This window comes from Actinokineospora inagensis DSM 44258, assembly GCF_000482865.1.
Lineage (GTDB): Bacteria > Actinomycetota > Actinomycetes > Mycobacteriales > Pseudonocardiaceae > Actinokineospora > Actinokineospora inagensis.
In genome coordinates this window covers 158,620-179,556 of the sequence record NZ_AXWW01000006.1, presented here as the reverse complement: position 1 = coordinate 179,556, position 20,937 = coordinate 158,620, and the positions used below count along the sequence as shown (strand labels likewise).

Genomic DNA, 20,937 nt, shown 5'->3' with positions numbered 1-20,937 from the left:
CCCCCCACGGCCAGCGCGACCGTGGGTGCCGCGCACACCTGGCCACGGCACCACCATCCATTTGGGACTAACCCTTGTACCCCGCCCGCCGCAGGGCGTCGGCGAGGGAGCCGTTGGCGGGCGGTTCGTTGCGCCTGCCCTGGTTCCCCTTACTGCCACCACCGCCGCGCTGGTTTCCCTGTGGCTTGCCCTTGTCCCGCCGCTGCTGCTGGCCGCCACCGCCTGCGGTGGGGAGCTCGTCGTCGAGGCGGAGGGTGAGTGAGATGCGTTTGCGCGGGATGTCCACGTCCAGCACCTTCACCCGCACCACGTCGCCGGACTTGACCACCTCGCGCGGGTCCTTCACGAAGTTCTTCGACAGTGCCGACACGTGCACCAACCCGTCCTGGTGCACGCCGATGTCCACGAACGCGCCGAACGCGGCGACGTTGGTGACCACGCCCTCCAGCGTCATTCCCGGCCGCAGGTCGGCGAGCTTCTCCACGCCGTCGGCGAAGGTCGCCGTCTTGAACTCCGGCCGCGGGTCACGTCCGGGCTTCTCCAGTTCCGCGATGATGTCGGTGACCGTCGGCAACCCGAACTTCTCGTCGGTGAACGCCTCGGCCCGCAGCGCGCGCAGGGCGCCGGTGTTGCCGATCAACGACGGCAGGTCGCCACCGGTACTGGCCAGGATGCGCCGCACCACCGGGTACGACTCGGGGTGCACGCTCGACGAGTCGAGCGGGTCGTCCCCGGCCGGGATGCGCAGGAAGCCCGCGCACTGCTCGAACGCCTTGGCGCCGAGCCGGGCCACGTCCTTGAGACCGCTCCGGCTGCGGAACGGGCCGTTGGTGTCCCGGTGCGCGACGATGTTCTCGGCGAGGGTGGCGCCGATGCCGGACACCCGGGTCAGCAGCGGGGCGGACGCGGTGTTCACGTCGACCCCGACGCCGTTCACGCAGTCCTCGACGACCGCGTCGAGCGAGCGGGACAGCTTCACCTCGGACAGGTCGTGCTGGTACTGGCCGACGCCGATGGACTTGGGGTCGATCTTCACCAGTTCCGCCAGCGGGTCCTGCAGCCTGCGCGCGATGGACACCGCGCCGCGCAGCGACACGTCGAGACCGGGCAGTTCCTGCGACGCGTACGCCGACGCCGAGTACACCGACGCGCCCGCCTCGGACACCACGACCTTGGTCAGCTTCAGCTCGGCGGCCTTCTTGATCAGGTCGCCCGCGAGCTTGTCGGTCTCCCGCGACGCCGTGCCGTTGCCGATGGCGATCAGGTCGACCTCGTGCTCGCTGGCCAGCTTCGCCAACCTGGCCAGCGACTCGTCCCAGCGCTGCTGCGGCACGTGCGGGTAGATCGTGTCGGTGGCGACGACCTTGCCGGTCGCGTCGACCACGGCGACCTTGACCCCGGTCCGGAACCCCGGGTCGAGCCCCATGGTCGCGCGGGCGCCCGCCGGGGCGGCCAGCAGCAGGTCGCGCAGGTTCGTCGCGAACACCCGGACCGCCTCGTCCTCGGCGGTCTGCCGCAGCCGGGAGCGCAGGTCGATGCCCAGGTGCACCAGAATCCGGGTCCGCCACGCCCAGCGCACCGTGTCCGAGAGCCACTTGTCCGCCGGGCGGCCCAGATCCGCGACGCCGAACCGCTGCGCGATGCGGACCTCGTACTCGCTGCGCACCGGCGGCACCGCGGTCGGGTCGGCGTCCGGGTCCGGCTCCAGGGCCAGCTCCAGCACCTCCTCCTTCTCCCCGCGGAACAGCGCCAGGATGCGGTGCGACGGCAGCTTCTCGAACGGCTCGGAGAACTCGAAGTAGTCGGCGAACTTCGCGCCGTCCTCCTCCTTGCCCTCGCGCACCTTCGACGCCACCACGCCGCGCGCCCACATCCGCTCGCGCAGCTCACCGATCAGGTCCGCGTCCTCGGCGAACCGCTCGACCAGGATCGCGCGGGCCCCGTCGAGCGCGGCGGAGACGTCGGCGACGCCCTTCTCCGCGTCGACGAACGCCTCGGCCGCCGCGCGCGGGTCGACCGACGGGTCGCCGATCAGCCCCTCGGCCAGCGGCGCCAGCCCGGCCTCGCGGGCGATCTGCGCCTTGGTGCGCCGCTTCGGCTTGTACGGCAGGTAGATGTCCTCCAGCCGGGCCTTGGCGTCGGCGGCCATGATCTGCGCGGTGAGCGCGTCGTCGAGCTTGCCCTGCTCGCGGATCGAGTCGAGGATCGCGGTGCGCCGCTCCTCCAGCTCGCGCAGGTAGCGCAGGCGCTCCTCGAGGGTGCGCAACTGCTGGTCGTCGAGCGCCTCGGTGACCTCCTTGCGGTACCGGGCGATGAACGGCACGGTCGCGCCACCGTCGAGCAGGTTGACGGCGGCCGTGACCTGCCGTTCCCGCACCCCGAGCTCCTCGGCGATCCGCTGGTTGATCCCCAGGGTTGGCGCGCTCATCGCTACTCCCGCCTGTTGTCACTGTCCGTCGAACATTCTGGCGGACCGGCGGGCGGCGCGGGCGGCTGGGTGCCGGGCCTGTGGACAACTTCCGGCGCCGGGTCGGCCTGTGGACAACTTCGTGCACGAGGTTTCCGGCTGTGCGATGGTCGTGCCGGAAGGAGGTCACCATGCGCGTCGGACTGTTCCTGACCTGCCTCAACGACATGCTGTTCGCCGGTGTGGGCAAGGCCGTGGTCCGGGTCCTGGAGCGGCTCGGGCACGAGGTCGTGTTCCCGCTCGCCCAGACCTGTTGCGGCCAGGCGCACCTGAACACGGGCTACCGGTCCGAGTGCGCCCCGCTGGCCCGCAAGTTCGCCACCGACTTCGCCGGACTCGACCACGTCGTGTCCCCGTCGGCGTCCTGCGTGGCGATGGTCCGCGAGCACCACCCCGCCCTCGTCGCCCCCGGCGTCCGGGTACCGCCCGTGCACGAGTTCACCGAGTTCCTGGTCGATGTTCTGGGCGTCACCGACGTCGGCGCGGTCTTCCCGCACCGGGTTACCTACCACCCGACCTGCCACGGCTTACGCGCCCTCAACCTCGGCGACCGCCCGACGGCGCTGTTGCGCGCCGTCCGCGGGCTCAGCCTCGTCGACCTGCCCGAGGCGACCCAGTGCTGCGGTTTCGGCGGCACGTTCGCGCTCAAGAACGCCGACACCTCCGTCGCCATGGGCACCGACAAGGCCAGACACGTGCTGGCCACGGACGCCGAGGTCCTGGCCGCCGTCGACAACTCCTGCCTCATGCACATCGGCGGCCTGCTCTCCCGCTGGCGCGCGGCCACCCGTGTCCTGCACGTGGCCGAGATCCTGGCCAGCGGGGATTGACGGCAAATGGGAGACAGCAGCCCGAACAAGAGAGGTATACGGCCGTGAGTGTGTGGATGGGGATGCCCGCGTTCCCCGAAGCGGCGCGGGAAGCGTTGGCGGACCCGCAGTTGCGGGCGAACCTGCGCGCCGCGACGGGCACGATCCGCGCGAAGCGGGCGCGGGTCGTCGCCGAGCGCGGGGACTGGGAGGCGCTGCGCGAGGCGGGCCGGGCGATCAAGGACGAGGTGCTGGGCAGCCTCGACACGTACCTGCTCCAGCTCGAGGAGCAGGTGACGGCCGCCGGGGGAGTGGTGCACTGGGCGCGCGACGCGGCGGAGGCCAACCGGATCGTGGTCGAGTTGGTCCGGGCGGCGGGCGCGGACGAGGTGGTCAAGGTCAAGTCGATGGCCACCCAGGAGATCGAGCTCAACGAGGCGTTGGCCGACGCGGGCATCGCCGCGGTGGAGACCGATCTCGCCGAGTTGATCGTCCAATTGGGACACGACCGGCCGTCGCACATCCTGGTGCCCGCGATCCACCGGAACCGGGCGCAGATCCGCGAGCTGTTCCGCCGGGAGATGGCGGGCACCGACGACCTCACCGACGACCCGGTCGCCCTCGCCGCCGCCGCGCGGGCGCACCTGCGGCGCAAGTTCCTGTCCGCGCGGGTCGCGGTGTCCGGGGCCAACTTCGCCGTCGCCGAGAACGGGGCGCTGGTGGTGGTCGAGTCGGAGGGCAACGGCCGGATGTGCCTGACCCTGCCCGAGGTGCTGATCAGCGTCGTCGGCATCGAGAAGGTCGTGCCGACGTCGCGGGACCTGGAGGTCATGCTCCAACTGCTGCCGCGCTCGTCCACCGGGGAGCGGATGAACCCGTACACCTCGATCTGGCGCGGCGCCACCCCCGGCGACGGACCCGGCGAGTTCCACCTGGTGCTGCTCGACAACGGCCGCACCCGGGCCCTGGCCGACGACATCGGGCGGGACGCGCTGCGCTGCATCCGCTGCTCCGCCTGCCTGAACGTCTGCCCGGTCTACGAACGCACCGGCGGCCACGCCTACGGGTCGGTCTACCCCGGCCCCATCGGCGCCATCCTCACCCCGCAACTGCGCGGCCCCGACCCGGTCGCCGACAGCCTCCCGTACGCGTCGTCGCTGTGCGGTGCCTGCTACGAGGTCTGCCCCGTCAAGATCGACATACCGCGCGCCCTGGTCCACCTGCGCGCCGAGGTCCACCACCGGCCCGCCGAACGCCTCGCCATGCGCGCGGCCGCCTGGATCTTCACCAGTCCCCGCCGGTTCGCCCTGGCCCGCCGACTCACCCGCCTGGGCACCCGGCTGGCCGGCCTCCCCGGCCCCTGGCGCAGGTGGACCACCACCCGCGACCTGCCCCAACCCCACGAGTCGTTCCGCGACTGGTGGGAAAGGAGGAACTGACCATGGACGCGCGAACAGAGATCCTCACCCGTATCCGGGCCGCCACCACCCGCCGCGAACCCGTCACCATCCCCCGCGACTACGACCACGCCTTACCGGAAGGCACCGATGTGGTCGCGCTGTTCGCCGAACGCGCTGCCGACTACCGGGCCGACGTGCGCCGCGTGGGCTGGGACGTGGCGGCCGGGGTGCGGGCGGTGGTCCGCGACCTCGGGCTGCGGTCGTTGGCCGTCCCGCCGGGCTTCCCGGCCGACTACCTGTCCGGAGTGGACATCGAGGTTCGCCGGGACGACCCGCCGCTGGGGATGGCCGAGCTGGACGCGACCGACGCCGTCATCACCGAGTGCGCCGCCGCCGTCGCCGAGACCGGCACGATCGTGCTCGGTCCCGACCAGGGCAGGCGCGCGGTCACCCTCGTCCCGGACGTGCACCTGTGCGTCGTGCCCGCCGACCGGGTCGTCGGCGCGGTGCCGGAGCTCGACCACGCCGCCGCGCGGCTCCCGGCGACCTGGGTCAGCGGGCCGTCGGCGACCAGCGACATCGAACTCCAACGGGTGGAAGGGGTGCACGGGCCGCGAACCCTGGTCGTGCTGCTCACCGGTCCCTGACCCACTGACGTCACAGCCCGTCGCGCAAGTCCACAGTGGTGCGCACGACCTCACCCACCGGAATAACAAGCACCGCCCCGTGTGGACGGTCAGTAGGACGGAGAACCCGGTGGCTACGCCAATAGAAGTGGGGTGATACCCAGGTCGGTGGTCTGCGGGGCCGGCCAGTGGCGTCCCGCTGCCCGCGCCTCAACGATCGGAGACGGACCGGCCGGTGGCCGGTACGCCATCCGAATGGGAGGATCCGTGCGCTCAGTTGGAAAGTCGCTGCGAAAACCCCTCCGCTATCCAGTAGTACTCGCCGTGGTCACGGCGTTGGTCGCGGCCGGGGTGACGCCAGCGCACGCGGGAGTGCCCGGTGTGGTGCCGTCAACCGTGGACGTGGTCCTCGCCCCGGGCGGGTCGACCACCGTCACCAAGACCGTCACCACCTCGACCCTGCCCAGCACCCCGGACATCGTGTTCCTGGCCGACACAACCGGCAGCATGACCTCGGCCATCGCCAACGTCCGGTCCAACATCGGCTCCCTCACCGGGTCCGTGCTCACCGAGGCGCCCACCGCGCGGTTCGCCGTCGCCGAGTACAAGGACATGACCGACGACGTCCCGTTCCAGGTCGACCAGTCGCTGACCGCCGACGTCACCGCCGTGCAGGCGGGCACGGCGCTGTGGTCGGCGGGCGGCGGCGGCGACTTCCCGGAGGACGAGCTCAACGCCCTCTACCGGATCGCCACCGGCGACATCGCCTTCCGGGCCACGAGCTCCCGCGTCGTCGTCATGTTCGGCGACGCGCCCTCGCACGACCCGAGCAACGGCCACACCCTGGCCGACACGACCGCCGCGCTGCAGGCCGCCAAGATCCGGGTCGTCGCGGTCAACTCGTCCGGCCTGGACGCCAGGGGCCAGGCGACGGCACTGGTCAACGCGACCGGCGGCGTCCTGCTCAACGGCGTGTCCTCCACCGCCGTCCCGCAGGCGATCCTGGACGGCCTGCACAACATCAAGGTCGCCGTGACGCCGAGCGTGACGAGCTGCCCGACCGGTGTCTCGGTGAGCAACACGCCCGCGACGACCTCGGTCGCCAGCGGCAAGGCCGCCACCTTCACCGAGACCGTCTCGGTCGCCGCGAACACCGCCCCCGGCACCTACACCTGCGTGGTCGACTACCTGGTCGACGGCGCGTCGCAGGGGTACACGCAGACGACGACGATCCGCGTGCTCGGCTTGTCCATCAACGACGTCACCGTGCTCGAACCCGGCACCGGCACCAGCGTCGCGACGTTCACCGTGACCCTCGCAGGCAGCACGACCACGCCGGTCACGGTCAACTACGCCACCGTCGCGGGCACCGCCATCGCGGGCGCCGACTTCACCCCCGCCACCGGCACGCTGACCTTCGCGCCGGGCGACACGACGAAGACGATCGCGGTACCGATCCTGCCCGACCTGGTGGACGAGCCGACCGAGACGTTCCAGGTCGTGCTGTCCAACGCGGTCGGCGCCATCATCGGCAAGGGCACCGGCACCGGCACCATCCAGGACGTCACCCGCGACGGCACCTACACCTGCCAGGCCACCGCGGCCAAGATCCTGCTGCTGGCCGCCGCCGTCGCCAACGCCCAGGACGCCCCGTGCGTCGAAGAGTCGCCGAGCCTGCTCAACGCCAGCCTGCCCGCCAGCGGCATCCTGAACGTGATCACCGGCGACGTCGGCTCGCAGACCGTGCTCACCCCGCACAACCAGGCGTCGGTCCCGGCCGCTGCCGACGGGGTGTTGTCGTCGACGACCGTCAGCAGCACCACGATCAGCCTGCTCGGCATCGCCAACATCCAGGTCGGTGCCGTCACCGCGTCCGCGGGCTACACCTGCACCGCCCAACCGGACGGCAGCCTCAGCCCGGTCTTCAGCGCCACGTCGAACGTGGCCTCGTTGAAGGTCAACGGTCTCGCGGTGACCGTGGGCAGCGGCACCCTCACCATCCCCCTGGTGGCGGGCACGTTGCGGATCAACGCGACCACGCAGGTCAACGGCGAGTACGTGCGGCAGGCGTTCGCGCTGGACACCGTCGTCGGCACCGTCATCCTCGGCGAGGCCAAGGCGGGCATCAAGGGCACCACCCTGCACCCGACCGGAAACCCCTGCCAGGCTTGATCCCGCTCAGTGCGTGATCCAGCTCAGTGCTTGATCCCGCTCAGTGAGAAGCCCCGCCCCGGCGTCCGCCGCGGGCGGGGCTTCTCCGCTCAGCGCTTGATCAGACCGCGATCAGACCGCGGTCACCCCGGTCGCCTGCGGGCCCTTGGCGCCCTGACCGACCTCGTAGCGCACCTTCTGGTTCTCCTCCAGCGTCCGGAACCCGGTCGTCTGGATCTCCGAGTAGTGCACGAACACGTCGGCGCCGCCGTCGTCAGGCGCGATGAACCCGTACCCCTTTTCCGAGTTGAACCACTTGACGGTGCCCTGGGCCATGCTTCTCTCCTAGCCGTCCTGCTGGAGGATGACCGCTGGTGCGGACATCCCGGTCACCCGCGCCCCCAACCACACTGGCGATACAGGCGACCACAGCCAGTCAACCACAACGCACCGACAACGGGGAGCGGGTTGCCGCCTCACCCGCGCCGTCCCGCCGCCAACGCCGACAGCGCGCACAACCCGGCCCACACCCCAGCCACCGCAGCGGATTTCCGTCGCGCGCCCGCCTCCGGCAACCCGGTCCCGAACCCCACCGCGTCCCCCACGTCCGACACCACCCGAACCGCGATCGCCAACCGCAGCGCGACCCCGGCGGGTGCCACCGCCATCGCCAACCCCGTCGCCACATCCCGCACGCCGACACTCCTGGTCAACACGGCCACTCCCCGCGCGGGCCGCCCGGACGCCGCCACCAACCCGGTCGGTTCCGCCAACACGGCGGGCCGCACCACGATCGCGGCCCCGTAAACAGCGGTCGCCAGGCCCAAAACCCGCGGAATCCAGGTCAGTTTCACCATGCCGGGAGGCTACCCAGCGCGGCCCACCCCCTGCCCGTCGAACTCCCGGGCGGCGACGCGCAACCCCTGCGCCGCAGTGCCTTCCGGTGCCGGGCGGGCTCGCGGAGCGGGTTGGGGGAGGATCGGTGGGGTGCGGGCAGCGGTGAACAAGGACATCTGGCAGCAGATCTTCGGCGACCACTGGCAGCCGCCACCGGAGGTGGTGTTGGTGGCCGCGGCGGCGGCGCTGGTCGTCGTGCTGGTCAACGGGTTGTGGCGGCCCGCGCGGAACGTGATCACGATCGTGCACGAGGCCGGGCACGCGGTGGTCGCGGTGCTGGCCGGGCGGCGGCTGGCCGGGATCCGGCTGCACTCGGACACCTCCGGCGTGACGCTGTCGCGGGGGAAGGCCGACGGGCCGGGGATGGTGTGCACGGCACTGGCCGGGTACGTGGCCCCGTCGGTGCTCGGGCTGGTGTTCGCGGCTCTGCTGGCGGCCGATCGGGTGACGGCGGTGCTGGTTGTCTGCGGCATCCTGCTGTTCGCGGTGTTGGTGGTGGTCCGCAACGCCTACGGGGTGTTCTCCGTGGTCCTCACCGGGGTCGTGCTGTTCGCGGTGTCCTGGCTGGCGCCCGACCGGATCCAGGCCGGGTTCGCCTACCTGATCGCCTGGTTCCTGCTGGTCGGCGGGGTTCGGCCGGTCGTCGAGCTGCAGGCCAAGCGCAGCCGCGGGCAGGCGCCGGAGTCCGACGCCGACCAGCTCGCGCGGCTCACCGGCGCACCCGGGTTCTTCTGGGTCGGCGCCTTCACGATGATCAACATCGGCGCGCTGCTGCTGGCCGTCGGCTGGCTGTTGCTGTGAAAGCACGTTTCCTCCCCGCGTCTCGCGCGTTGTGCTCGGAAAACCCGTCGAGAGGGCGAGGCGATGACCGAGGCGCAGGCGCACCCACCGGTCCAACCCAGGCGGCGCACCCAGCGCGAGCGCCGGGAGGCCACCGTCGGCAAGCTGGTCGACGCCACCATCGCCGCCATCTCCGATGTCGGCTACGCCAAGGCCTCCGTGCAGGAGATCTGCGGGCGGGCCGGGGTCTCGCACGGCGGGCTGTTCCGGCACTTCGAGACCAGGCTGGACCTGGTCGTCACCGCCGCCCAGGAGGTCGGGCGGCGGCAGGTCGCGAACTTCCTCGAGCGCACCGCCCCGTTCTTCTCCGGCGGCGCCGAGTTCGTCGAGGTCCTGCGCGCCATCCGGGCCGCCTCCCGGGCGCCGCTGAACATCGTGTGGTTCGAACTGCTGCTCGCCGCCCGCACCGACGACGACCTGCGCGCCCGGCTCGCTCCCACCATCGAGGCCTACTCGGCGGACATATACACCACCGCGTTGCGCATCCCGGCCATCGCCGCCCAACCGGATGACATCCGACAGGTGGCCGTGTTCACCGGGTTGCACCTGTTCGACGGCGAGACCTTCGTCAACGCCGTCTACCCGCGGCCCGACCTCGACGACCGGCGGCTGCGGTTCGTCGCCGCCTGCTACGAGTCGACCATCGGCGGTTAGCGCTGGTGGGGCATGGGGCAGACTCTCAGGCTCCGGCACCCCAGCGAAGGGAACGAACGTGACCGACCAGCCCACCACCGCCGAACTCGTGTCCGCGTGCGCGGCCAAGGCGTTCGCGGCGGCGCCGTCGCTGGCGGGCGCGGACGACGAGACCATCGACAACGCGATCGCCGAGATCGCCGCCCGGCTGTCCTCGGCGCGCGCCAAGGTCCTCGCCGCCAACGCCGGGGACGTGGCCGCCGCCGAGGCCGCCGGGATGAGCGGCGGACTGCTCGACCGGCTCCGCATCACCGACGACCGGCTCACCGGCATGGCCGAGCAGTTGCGGCTGCTGGCCTCCGTGCCGCACCCCGAGCGGTCCCGCCAGGTGGGAACCCTCGACGGTGGCCTGCGGCTGGTCGAGCTGCGCCGCCCGGTAGGAGTCATCGGTGCCAACTACGAGGCCCGCCCCAACGTCACCGTCGACGTGGCGTCCCAATTGGTCAAATCGCGCAATGGCGGCGTCCTGCGCACGGGCTCGGCGGCGCTAAGGTCCGCGACCACCCTCATCGAGCACGTCGTGGCGCCCGCGCTGTCCGACGCCGGTTTGGACTCCGATGCGATCCAGCTCGTCCCCAGCCCGGACCGAGAGGCCGCCGGAGCGCTCGTAGACCTACCCCACCTCATTCCCCTGGTGATCCTGCGCGGCAGCGGTGAGAGCACCCGCGAACTCGGCCGCCGCGCCGCCGCCAGCGGTGTCCGCACGCTCGCGCACGCGGACGGCGGGGGAGTGCTGTACTACGACGCCAAGGCCGACGACCAGGTCGCCGCGGACCTCATCACCCGCAGCCTGGACCGGCTCGGCGTCTGCAACCGCCTCAACCTGCTGCTCATCCACCGCGACGTCTACGACAGCGCCCTGCCCGGCGTCCAGGCCGCCCTCGCCGCCGCCGGGGTCACCGCCTCGCTGCCCCCGCACGAGCACCCCATCGGCTACGAGTGGGCCCTGGACGCCGACCGGGAGGCCACCGTCACCGTCGCCCCCGTCGACGACCTGCGGCACGCCCTGCGCGTCGCCAACACCGAGACGTCCGGCCTGGCCGCGGGCATCGTCACCGCCGACCGCGCCACCGCGGACGAGTTCATCGCCGGGTACACCGGAACGGGTGTCTTCTGGAACGCGCCCACCCGGCTGCTCGACGGGTTCCGGCTGCTCGGCGTGCCGGAGACCGGGATCAACATCGATCGGGTCCCCGGCCCCCGCGGCCCGGTCACCTTCACCGACCTGACCCTGCGCCAGTACGCCGTCCTGCCGGTGTGACCTGGGCAACTGCCGATCACGAGTTGTCCACAGCACACCGTCCCCACCCGAGCCCGGGACCGCGCCCGGGGCTACGATCCCCCCAACGGGCCGTCCCGCCGGTCCGACGACGATCGCCCACCAGTTGCAGGAGGCAGGAGTGACGGCAGTAGCCCCGCAGCCGATCGCCACGCGGCCCTATCCGGCACGCGAGACGGCCAAGGGTTCGTACCTGCTGCGGCTGTTCCGCACGACGGACCACAAGCAGATCGGCGTCATGTACCTGGTCACGTCGTTCGCCTTCTTCATGGTCGGCGGCGCCATGGCCATGCTGATCCGCAGCGAGCTCGCCGTGCCGGGCCAGCAGTTCCTGTCCCAGGAGCAGTACAACCAGTTGTTCACCATGCACGGCACGGTGATGCTGCTGCTGTACGCGACGCCCATCCTGTTCGGGTTCGCGAACTTCGTGCTGCCGCTGCAGATCGGCTCGCCGGACGTGGCGTTCCCCCGGCTGAACGCGTTCTCCTACTGGCTGTACCTGTTCGGCGGCATCATCGTGATGACCGGGTTCCTCACCCCGGGCGGCGCGGCCGACTTCGGCTGGTTCGCCTACACCCCGCTGTCGGACAAGATCCACTCGCCGGGCATCGGCGCGGACCTGTGGATCACCGGTCTCGCCGTCGGCGGTCTCGGCACCATCCTCGGCGCGGTCAACATGCTCACCACCGTGGTCTGCCTCCGCGCGCCCGGTATGACCATGTTCCGGATGCCCATCTTCACCTGGAACATCCTGATCACCAGCCTGCTGGTGCTGCTCGCGTTCCCGATCCTGACCGCGGCCCTCTTCGGCCTCCTCGCCGATCGACAACTAGGCGCGCACGTCTTCGACCCGGCCAACGGCGGCGTCATCCTCTGGCAACACCTGTTCTGGTTCTTCGGCCACCCAGAGGTCTATATCGTCGCTCTACCGTTCTTCGGGATCGTGTCGGAGATCTTCCCGGTCTTCAGCCGCAAGCCGCTGTTCGGCTACCGCGGCCTGATCTACGCGACCCTGGGCATCGCCGCGCTGTCGGTCACCGTGTGGGCGCACCACATGTACGCCACCGGCGCCGTGCTGCTGCCGTTCTTCTCCTTCATGACCTTCCTCATCGCGGTGCCCACCGGCGTGAAGTTCTTCAACTGGATCGGCACCATGTGGAAGGGGCAGTTGACCTTCGAGACCCCGATGCTGTTCAGCGTCGGCTTCCTGGTCACCTTCCTCTTCGGCGGCCTCACCGGCGTGCTCCTCGCCGCACCGGCCATCGACTTCAACGTGTCCGACACGTACTTCGTCGTCGCGCACTTCCACTACGTGCTCTACGGCACGATCGTGTTCGCCACCTTCGCGGGCATCTACTTCTGGTTCCCGAAGATCACCGGCCGGTTCCTCGACGAGGGCCTGGGCAAGCTGCACTTCTGGACCACGTTCATCGGCTTCCACGGCACGTTCCTGGTCCAGCACTGGCTCGGCGCCGAGGGCATGCCCCGCCGGTACGCCGACTACCTGCCCACCGACGGCTTCCAGACGCTGAACATGATCTCCACCATCGGTGCCTACATCCTCGGCGCGTCGACGCTGCCGTTCATCTACAACATCTTCAAGAGCTACCGCTACGGCGAGATCGTCACCGCCGACGACCCGTGGGGCTACGGCAACTCCCTCGAATGGGCCACCAGCTCCCCGCCGCCCCGGCACAACTTCACCGAACTCCCGCGCATCCGCTCCGAACGGCCCGCGTTCGACCTGCACTACCCGCACATGCGCGAGATCGCCGAGGCCGACAAGTACGTCGGCCTGCTGGGTGGCCACGGCCACAAACCCGCCCCCTCCGAGGTCGTGGCGGAGAAGATGAACCCCGACGAGATCTCGAAGGGCGACCCCACGTTGCCCAATTGAGCGAACCGGCCGCCGGATGACTCACCCGGCGGGGCCGGCCGGAAGGACTGAGGCGGGTGGAGCCTGGGCGCGTGAAGTGCCTAAGCCCCACCCGCCTTCCCTTTTCCGGAAGATCAACCCCCACCGCGCGCCCCGCGTTCCTACCGCCACCAACACCGCGCCCGGCTCTCCACCAGCCAACCCCCTTCGCTCTACCGCCGTTGACCCTTGTTCGTGGCTGTCCACACACTGCCGAGCTGTCCACACGCCTCGGCCACCCCCTCTTGACAAGTCCCGTTTCGCGCTATCGTCAGGAATGGGCCCCGGTGCCCCGGGTGGGCGGGCTCCTGTCTGGACCACGGCGGCGTTTCCGTCAAGCGTCTGGACGGCCCCGATCGGTTGGACTTGGGCGCGGTGGTTGTGCACAGGTCGTCGAACTGTCCACAGCTCCAGGCCATCCCCTCTTGACAACCCGCGTTCCGCGCTATGGTCAGGAATGGGCCCCCGGCCCCCGGGTGGGCGGGCTCCTGCCTGGACCACGGCGGCGTTTTCGTCAAGCATCTGGACGGCCCCGATCGGTTGAGGTTGGACGCGATACCTGTCCACAGGCGGTCGGATTGTCCACAACATCCGGTCGCCCCCTCTTGACAACTCGCGATCCGCGTTACGGTCAGGAATGGGCCCCGGCGCCCCGGGTGGGCGGGCCCCTGTCTGGACCACGGCGGCGTTTCGGTCAAGGGTCTGGTGGGGCTCGATCGGGTGGGCTTGGGCGCGGTGGTTGTGCACAGGTCGTCGAACTGTCCACAGCTCCAGGCCATCCCCTCTTGACAACCCGCGTTCCGCGCTATGGTCAGGAATGGGCCCCCGGCCCCCGGGTGGGCGGGCTCCTGTCTGGACCACGGCGGCGTTTCCGTCAAGCGTGCGGTCGGCCCCGACCGGGTGGGCTTGGTCGGGGTGGTTGTGCACACGTGGTTGGGTTGTCCACAGCTTCACGCCGTCCCCTCTTGACAACTCGCGATCCGCGTTACGGTCAGGAATGGGCCCCGGTGCCCCGGGTGGGCGGGCTCCTGTGTGGACTGTGGCGGGGTGGTCGTCAAGGGTCTGGTGGGGCTCGATCGGGTGGGGGTGGGCTGGGTGGTTGTCCACGAGGGGTTGGGGTGTCCTCAGCCTGGGCCTGCCCTCTCTTGACAAGCCGCGATCCGCGTTACGGTCAGGAATGGGCCCCGGTGCCCCGGGTGGGCGGGCCCCTGCCTGGACCACGGCGGAGTCCCCGTCAAGGGCCAGTGAGTGCGGGGTGGGTCGCCGGGCGGGTGGGGGAGTCGCGCCTGGGGGATCGGGTGGAGCTTGCCGAGCGATCGGTAGGGGGCGTTGGGGTTGTGCAGTCCCGGCGTGCCTGGCCAGTTGGCCTGTTGTGCCCGTTCGGGCGGCTGGTGCCGTTCGGGCGGTCTGTTGTGGATGCTCGACCCCGGGCGGTGGCAGCCGACGACGTCTGCCGGGTTTGCCGTGTTGGGGTTGGGCTGGGGGTTCGACCCGGCTGGGCAGCCGACGTGGCCTGCCTGGGGTGTACCGATCCCGCCGGGGTTCACCGACCCGTCCGTCACCTCGTCGGCCGTAATCCGGTCGAGGTAGGCGACACAGTCCGAACCACACCCAGTCACCCATCAGCCCGACCCGTCGGGCCCGTCGTCATGGGAGCAACCGGATCGTGTCCACCTCACCAGGTCCCCAGACCCCTGTCCTGATCACGGTCACCGGACCGGACAAGCCGGGGGTGTCCTCGGTGCTGTTCGCCGCGCTGACCCGGCACGGGGTCGACATCCTCGACGTCGAGCAGGTCGTCATCCGCGGCCAGCTCGTCCTCGGCGCGCTGGTCAGCACCGACCACGACCCCGAGGGGCTGCAGGAGTCGATCGAGCAGGCGATGGCCACCGTGGCCATGAGGGTCATCGTCGAGGTCGGCGTCGACCCGCAGACCCGGTCCGGGTCGTCGCACGTGCTGGTCGTGCTCGGCAGGCCGGTCAGCGCCCGCGCGCTCGGCGCGGTCGCCCGCAGGCTCGCCGCGCTGGACGCCAACATCGACGCGATCCGCCGGGTCGCCGACTACCCGGTCACCGGTCTGGAGTTGCGCGTCTCGGTCGCCAAGGACACCGACGAGGCCGACGCCGCGTTGCGGTCCGCGGTGGCGGAGCTGTCCGGACGGGTCGGCCTGGACATCGCGGTCGAGCGGGACCTGCTGGCCCGCCGCGCCAAGCGGCTGATCGTGTTCGACGTCGACTCCACCCTGATCCAGGGCGAGGTCATCGAGATGCTGGCCGCGAAGGCGGGCTGCGAGGCCGAGGTCCGCGAGATCACCGAGGCCGCGATGCGCGGTGAGCTCGACTTCACCGAGAGCCTGCACCGCCGGGTCGCCACCCTCGCCGGGCTGCCCGCCGACGTCCTCACCGAGGTCGCCCAGGCCCTGCAACTGACCCCGGGGGCCCGCACCACCATCCGCACCCTCAAGCGCCTCGGGTACCGCTGCGGCGTCGTCTCCGGCGGCTTCACCGCGATCATCGACACCCTCGTCGACGACCTGGGCCTGGACTTCCAGGCCGCCAACGAACTCGAGGTCGTCGACGGCAAGCTCACCGGCCGGGTCGTCGGCGAGGTTGTGGACCGGGCGGGCAAGGCGGCCGCGCTGCGCCGGTTCGCCGACGCCTTCCACGTGCCGCTCGCCCAGTGCGTCGCGGTCGGCGACGGCGCGAACGACATCGACATGCTGTCCACCGCGGGTCTCGGCATCGCCTTCAACGCCAAGCCCGCGCTGCGCGAAGTCGCCGACACGGCCCTGTCGCACCCGTACCTGGACGTGGTGCTGTTCGTCCTCGGCGTGACCCGCGACGAGGTCGAGGCCGCCGACATCGCCGACGGGATCGACCCCGAGCGCATCTAGGACCGGTGGCCACCGCCCACACCCCCAGCGTGGGCGGTGGCCACCCCGGTCAGGCCCCGAACCAGGTACTCAGCGCGTCCGGCAAACCTTCCCGGGTCCCCGTGCCCACCCACGCCACATAGCCGTCCGGCCGGACCAGCACCGCGGTCGGGGCGTCCACGACCCCGAGCACCGGCAGCTCCCAAATACCGTTGTACTCGGCTTCCACCACCCGAACCCGGCTCGACGGCACGTCCACCGGCTCGTCGAAGGTCAGCAGCACCGGACGGGCTTGGTGCAGCAGCTCGTAGACCCGCAGCGGGCCATCGGCGGTCGTCAGGTCCAGGTCGGGCATTCGCCGCCCCAGCAGGGGATGGCCCGCGCCGAGGTCGTAGCGCAACCCCAGGCCGGACATCACGCCCCCGAGGTACCGGCGTGGCTCGTCGAAGGCGAGGACCTCGGCGATCGACTCGGTCAACGCCTTCGTGCGGTCGTCGGTCCCGCGCAGGGCGGACTGGGCCAGCGTGGTCCGCAGGACGTGCGCGGCGACCGGGTGCCGCTCCGCGTGGTAGGTGTCCAGCAGGCCTTCCGGCGAGGTCCGCGTGACCACCTGGGCCAGCTTCCACCCCAGGTTCACCGCGTCCTGCAGCCCGAGGTTCAGGCCCTGCCCGCCGATCGGCGCGTGCACGTGGGCGGCGTCGCCCGCGAGCAGCACCCGGCCCGCGCGGTACGCGGTGGCCTGCCTGGTCGCGTCGGTGAACCGGGACAGCCAGCCGTGGCTGTGCACCCCGTAGTCCGTGCCCCACACGTCGATGAGCGCCGCGCGCAGGTCGTCGATGGTCGGGTCGGTGGCCGGGCCGAGGGTGTCCTCGGAGATCAGGACCCGGATCCGCCCGTCGTCCAGCTTGCTCATCCCGTTGATGCCCGCCGCGGTGTGCCGGGCCGCCCAGTCCACGGGTTCCTCGGTCAACTCGACCTCGGCGATCAACCAACTCCGGGTCGGATCGACCCCGGTGAACCCGATCCCGGCCGCGCGGCGCACCGGACTGCGGCTCCCGTCGCACCCCACCAGGTATTCCGCCCGGAGCGGGCGACCACCGGCCAGTTCGACGTCGACCCCGGCGCCGTCCTGGGTGAGACCGGCCACCTCGGTGCCCCGGAGTACCCGCACCCCCAGTTCCTCGACCCAACCGCCGAGGATGCGTTCGAAGTGCTTCTGCCAGAGCGCGAGACCGTAGTTGTGCCTGCTCGGGAAATCGCTGATGTCCAGGCGCACCCCGCCGAACCCGGCGACCTGCGCCGTCCGCCCCTCGGCCAGGAACCGGTCGACGATCCCGCGCTGGTCGAGCACCTCGATGCTGCGCGCGTGCAGGCCGCCCGCCCGGGAACCGACGAGGTCCTGGCTCGTGCGCCGCTCCACGACGACGACGTCCACCCCCGCCAACGTCAACTCGGCCGCCAGCATCAGCCCGGTCGGACCCCCGCCGGAGATCACCACCGCGTGCTCGGTCATCGCCACCCCGTTTTCCCCTGGTTCCGCGCCACGGCTGGGGATTCTGTGCCACCACGGGGGTCTTGTGGCAAGCCCCCCGGTGCGTTATACGTTGGATGTGAGGGGAGCGGCGTCCTCGTCGTGCCGCCGGAACCGGGCGGTTTCCGCCGAAAAGCCCCGGACGATTCGCCTGTGGTCCAATGATGGCGCTGGTCCGGGGAATCGAAGCTTCCCCGGACCAGCGCCCACTCATCGCGCGATCACTCGGCCGCCAGGCTGAACCGCTGCCCGACCTGGTCGATGTCCAGGATGCGGGCGCTCACCCGGCTGCCCACCGGCAACGTCTGCCGGTGCGCCAAGCCGGTCACCCCGGCGTACTCGACCCAGGACCCGAACGGGACGACACCGGTGACCACACCCTCGATCACGTCGCCCGGCCGGTGCCGGGCCGCGAAATCCGACCAACTCATCGCTTCTCACCTCCTCCCACGTCGCTGATCCGGACATCTCGATCAGCCGTGGGAGGGGGGCCGCGGGCGGTCAGGCCAGGGCCGGGCGCCCGTTCTGTGCACGGCGCGTGGCCGACCCGGCAGTCATGCCACCCATTCTAGCCACTACTCCTCGGTCAGGTGGGCCGGGTTGCAGGTCACCGAGCCCACGGTGATCGAACCGCTGCCCGGGGCCGCCGCGCCGGTGTCCGGGTACAGCCAGATCTTGATGGCGTGCACGGACAACGACGTGTCCGGCGGGTCGGCCTTGACGGTGTCGTTGAGCACGATCCGGGCGATCGGCGGCCCGTCCGGGTCCAGGCCGGGCACGGTGATCGTGTAGTCCGGCGGGATGTCGTCGGGCACCTGCAGGCCCTTGACCCCGTTGAGCGAGATCGACGACGTCACCCCCGTGTCGGTCGTGGTGCAGGAGACCGTGTAGGTCGCCACGCTGAACGACGGCACCCCCGGGATGTTGTTCTTGTTCAACTGGAACTGCCTGCCGTTGATCGTCGCCGACGCCGAGTTCGTCGACGGGTCGTAGGTGCAGGTGCTGCTGCCCGGCCCGTAGCTGACCAGACCCGCGTCGGACGCCTGCCCGGCGGTGGTGCCGATACCGGGACCGCCCGCCGCGCACGGCGCCAGCGGACCGATGTCGATGGCCTCGGTCCCGTAGAGCGCCTGTGCCGCGCCCACGCTTCCGCTGCTGTCGGCGGGGACGGCCTCCGCCTGCGCCGGGACCGCCGCGAACGCGACCAGCCCGGTGGCTGCGAGCGCGACCCCCAGGCGCAGTGTGATGATCCTGGACATGACCAACTCCCTCCGCGAAGTGAACGAATCTCTCGTTCCGAGTGGATCGCGGGATCGGGCCGGGGGCGAGCCAGGCAGCCAGGACCACCCGCGAGAACCGGACGTCCACCCGACCAGGTGACCCCGACCGCCGGGCGGGACTGACGGACCCCACGGGTACCGTCTCCGCCATGCCGGACTCCCTGCCCCCGCTGCGCGACCTGCTGGCCACCGCGGTCGAGGCGGTCGGCGGGGCGGAGCGGCCGGGCCAGGTCGAGATGGCCGAGGCCGTGCACGCCAGCTTCCGCACCGGCGACCACCTGGCCGTGCAGGCGGGCACCGGCACCGGCAAGTCCCTGGCGTACCTGGTCCCCGCGGTGCGGCACGCGGTCGCCAACGGCAAGACCGTGGTCGTGTCGACGGCGACCATCGCGCTGCAGCGCCAACTCGTCGACCGCGACCTGCCCCGGCTGGCCAAGGCGCTGGCGAAACCGCTCAAGCGGACGCCGACCTTCGCCATCCTCAAGGGCAGGCGCAACTACCTGTGCCTGCACCGGCTCGACGGCCCGGAAGAACCCGACGACCAGGTGCTGTTCGACCCGTTCGCGGTGTCCCGGATGGGCCGCGAGGTGGGCAGGCTGCGCGAGTGGGCCAGTGACACCGAGGTCGGCGACCGCGACGAACTGGTGCCCGGCGTGTCCGACCAGGCGTGGCGGCAGGTGTCGGTGTCCGCCCGCGAGTGCCTCGGCGTGTCCCGCTGTCCGATCGGCACGGACTGCTTCGCGGAGAAGGCCAGGGCCGAGGCGGGCCGCGCCGACCTCGTGGTCACCAACCACGCGCTGCTGGCCATCGACGCCCTCGGCACCGCCCAGGTCCTGCCCGAACACGACGTGGTGATCATCGACGAGGCGCACGACCTGGTCGACCGGGTCACCTCGGCCGCCACCGGGGAGCTGTCCGCGACGTCGGTGGCGGTGGCCGCGCGCCGGTCCGGTCGGCTGGTCACCGAGGAGATCGCCGACCGGCTCGTCGAGGCGGGCGAGGGACTGGCGATGCTGCTGTCCGAGGCGCCCGCCGGTCGGCTCGACGACCTGCCGGAAGCGCTCGCGGTGACCCTGCAGGGAATTCGCGACGCCGCGCACGGCTGCATCACCGCGATCGGACCGGAACGCAAGGACGACCCGGAGGCCGCGACATCGCGCAAACTCGCGATGTCCGCACTGGAGGAAGTCCACGACACGGCCATCCGTCTCTTGGAGGCCTTTGAGTCGGCGGATTCCCGGCTAAGAGACGTCGTGTGGGTCAGCGGCGACGTGAGCTCTGCCGGTCCACGGCCCGTGACGCTGCGCGTGGCGCCGTTGGGCGTAGCCGGGCTGTTGCGGGAGAAGCTGTTCGGTGAGAACACCACAGTGCTCACGTCGGCGACGCTAACGCTCGGCGGTACGTTCGACGCGTTGGCGCGGCAGTGGGGCCTACCGGGTAAGCAAAGGGCTGGTGTCAAGGCCGAGGGAACCGCGACCGACAAGGAACCCTCCGACGACATCCGCTGGACCGGCATCGACGTCGGTTCGCCCTTCGACCACCCGCGCGCGGGCATCCTCTACACCGCACGCCACCTACCGCCGCCCGGCCGCGACGGGTTGCCACCCGCGTACCTCGACGAACTGCGCGAACTGGTCACCGCGGCGGGCGGCCGCACACTCGGGCTGTTCTCCTCCATGCGCGCGGCGAAGCAGGCCACGACCGAACTCCGCGACAAGGTCGACGTCGAGATCCTGTGCCAGGGCGAGGACTCCACCGCGCTGCTGGTGAAGAAGTTCGCCGAGAACCCGGCCACCTGCCTGTTCGGCACGCTCTCCCTGTGGCAAGGGGTCGACGTGCCCGGCCCGTCGCTGACGCTGGTCGTCATGGACCGCATCCCGTTCCCCCGCCCCGACGACCCGCTGGCGTCCGCCCGGCAACGCGCCGTCGAGTCCCGCGGCGGCAACGGCTTCCTCACCGTCGCCGCCACGCACGCCGCGCTGCTGCTCGCCCAAGGTGCCGGTCGGCTGCTGCGGTCCATGTCCGACAAGGGCGTCGTGGCGGTACTCGACCCGCGGCTCGCCACCGCCCGCTACGGTGGGTTCCTGCGCGCCTCACTGCCCCCGTTCTGGCCCACCACCGACCCCGACATCGTCCGCGCCGCGCTCCGCCGCCTCGACGCCGCCAACTGACCCGCA

At 71.1% G+C, this 20,937-nt stretch carries 16 protein-coding genes; 10 read left to right on the top strand and 6 right to left on the bottom strand.

The window, feature by feature from the left end:
* Nucleotides 1-67: 67 nt before the first annotated feature.
* Entirely contained in the window at nucleotides 68-2,428 is a 2,361-nt protein-coding gene (locus tag H504_RS0101945) for a Tex family protein (protein WP_026421374.1), read from the bottom strand.
* Between the two features lie 170 nt (nucleotides 2,429-2,598).
* Here H504_RS0101945 and H504_RS0101940 point away from each other — a divergent pair, with 170 nt between their 5' ends.
* The 4 genes from H504_RS0101940 (at nucleotide 2,599) to H504_RS0101925 (ending at nucleotide 7,474) form a co-directional block, all read left to right on the top strand.
* Complete coding sequence (locus H504_RS0101940; RefSeq protein WP_026421373.1) at nucleotides 2,599-3,297, top strand: (Fe-S)-binding protein; 699 nt, start codon at nucleotides 2,599-2,601, stop codon at nucleotides 3,295-3,297.
* Nucleotides 3,298-3,353: 56 nt separating this feature from the next.
* Entirely contained in the window at nucleotides 3,354-4,715 is a 1,362-nt protein-coding gene (locus H504_RS0101935; protein ID WP_035302992.1) for a LutB/LldF family L-lactate oxidation iron-sulfur protein, read from the top strand.
* A 2-nt stretch (nucleotides 4,716-4,717) separates the two neighbouring features.
* Complete coding sequence (locus H504_RS0101930) at nucleotides 4,718-5,323, top strand: LutC/YkgG family protein (RefSeq protein WP_035302991.1); 606 nt, start codon at nucleotides 4,718-4,720, stop codon at nucleotides 5,321-5,323.
* A 246-nt stretch (nucleotides 5,324-5,569) separates the two neighbouring features.
* Complete coding sequence (locus tag H504_RS0101925) at nucleotides 5,570-7,474, top strand: Calx-beta domain-containing protein (RefSeq protein ID WP_245614031.1); 1,905 nt, start codon at nucleotides 5,570-5,572, stop codon at nucleotides 7,472-7,474.
* Nucleotides 7,475-7,585: 111 nt separating this feature from the next.
* Here H504_RS0101925 and H504_RS0101920 read toward each other — a convergent pair whose 3' ends face one another.
* Entirely contained in the window at nucleotides 7,586-7,789 is a 204-nt protein-coding gene (locus H504_RS0101920) for a cold-shock protein (protein WP_026421369.1), read from the bottom strand.
* Nucleotides 7,790-7,929: 140 nt separating this feature from the next.
* Complete coding sequence (locus H504_RS39305) at nucleotides 7,930-8,310, bottom strand: hypothetical protein (RefSeq protein WP_084467297.1); 381 nt, start codon at nucleotides 8,308-8,310, stop codon at nucleotides 7,930-7,932.
* Between the two features lie 130 nt (nucleotides 8,311-8,440).
* Between H504_RS39305 and H504_RS0101910 the strand changes: the two genes are divergently transcribed.
* From H504_RS0101910 to serB, 5 genes are all read left to right on the top strand, one after another.
* On the top strand, nucleotides 8,441-9,151 hold the full coding sequence (locus H504_RS0101910; protein WP_425394025.1) for a M50 family metallopeptidase: 711 nt from the start codon (nucleotides 8,441-8,443) through the stop codon (nucleotides 9,149-9,151).
* A gap of 63 nt (nucleotides 9,152-9,214) precedes the next feature.
* A complete protein-coding gene (locus tag H504_RS32890; RefSeq protein ID WP_035302990.1) occupies nucleotides 9,215-9,844 on the top strand; it encodes a TetR/AcrR family transcriptional regulator in 630 nt (209 codons plus the stop codon).
* A 58-nt stretch (nucleotides 9,845-9,902) separates the two neighbouring features.
* Complete coding sequence (locus H504_RS0101900) at nucleotides 9,903-11,144, top strand: aldehyde dehydrogenase family protein (RefSeq protein WP_026421366.1); 1,242 nt, start codon at nucleotides 9,903-9,905, stop codon at nucleotides 11,142-11,144.
* Nucleotides 11,145-11,283: 139 nt separating this feature from the next.
* Nucleotides 11,284-13,059, top strand: a complete 1,776-nt coding sequence (ctaD, locus tag H504_RS0101895) for an aa3-type cytochrome oxidase subunit I (protein ID WP_026421365.1) — start codon at nucleotides 11,284-11,286, stop codon at nucleotides 13,057-13,059.
* Nucleotides 13,060-14,743: 1,684 nt separating this feature from the next.
* The gene (serB, locus tag H504_RS0101890; protein ID WP_026421364.1) at nucleotides 14,744-15,970 is read left to right on the top strand and encodes a phosphoserine phosphatase SerB; all 1,227 of its coding nucleotides are present in this window, start codon (nucleotides 14,744-14,746) and stop codon (nucleotides 15,968-15,970) included.
* Between the two features lie 49 nt (nucleotides 15,971-16,019).
* Here serB and H504_RS0101885 read toward each other — a convergent pair whose 3' ends face one another.
* From H504_RS0101885 to H504_RS0101875, 3 genes are all read right to left on the bottom strand, one after another.
* Nucleotides 16,020-17,462, bottom strand: coding sequence for an FAD-dependent monooxygenase (locus tag H504_RS0101885; protein ID WP_026421363.1), 1,443 nt, complete (start codon nucleotides 17,460-17,462; stop codon nucleotides 16,020-16,022).
* A gap of 239 nt (nucleotides 17,463-17,701) precedes the next feature.
* Nucleotides 17,702-17,911, bottom strand: coding sequence for a S1 RNA-binding domain-containing protein (locus tag H504_RS0101880; protein ID WP_026421362.1), 210 nt, complete (start codon nucleotides 17,909-17,911; stop codon nucleotides 17,702-17,704).
* A gap of 144 nt (nucleotides 17,912-18,055) precedes the next feature.
* A complete protein-coding gene (locus H504_RS0101875; RefSeq protein ID WP_051385394.1) occupies nucleotides 18,056-18,739 on the bottom strand; it encodes a hypothetical protein in 684 nt (227 codons plus the stop codon).
* A gap of 170 nt (nucleotides 18,740-18,909) precedes the next feature.
* On the opposite strand from H504_RS0101875, the gene H504_RS0101870 reads away from it, so the two are divergent.
* Nucleotides 18,910-20,931: an ATP-dependent DNA helicase gene (locus tag H504_RS0101870; RefSeq protein ID WP_026421360.1), complete on the top strand. Its 2,022-nt coding sequence runs from the start codon at nucleotides 18,910-18,912 to the stop codon at nucleotides 20,929-20,931.
* Nucleotides 20,932-20,937 lie beyond the last annotated feature (6 nt).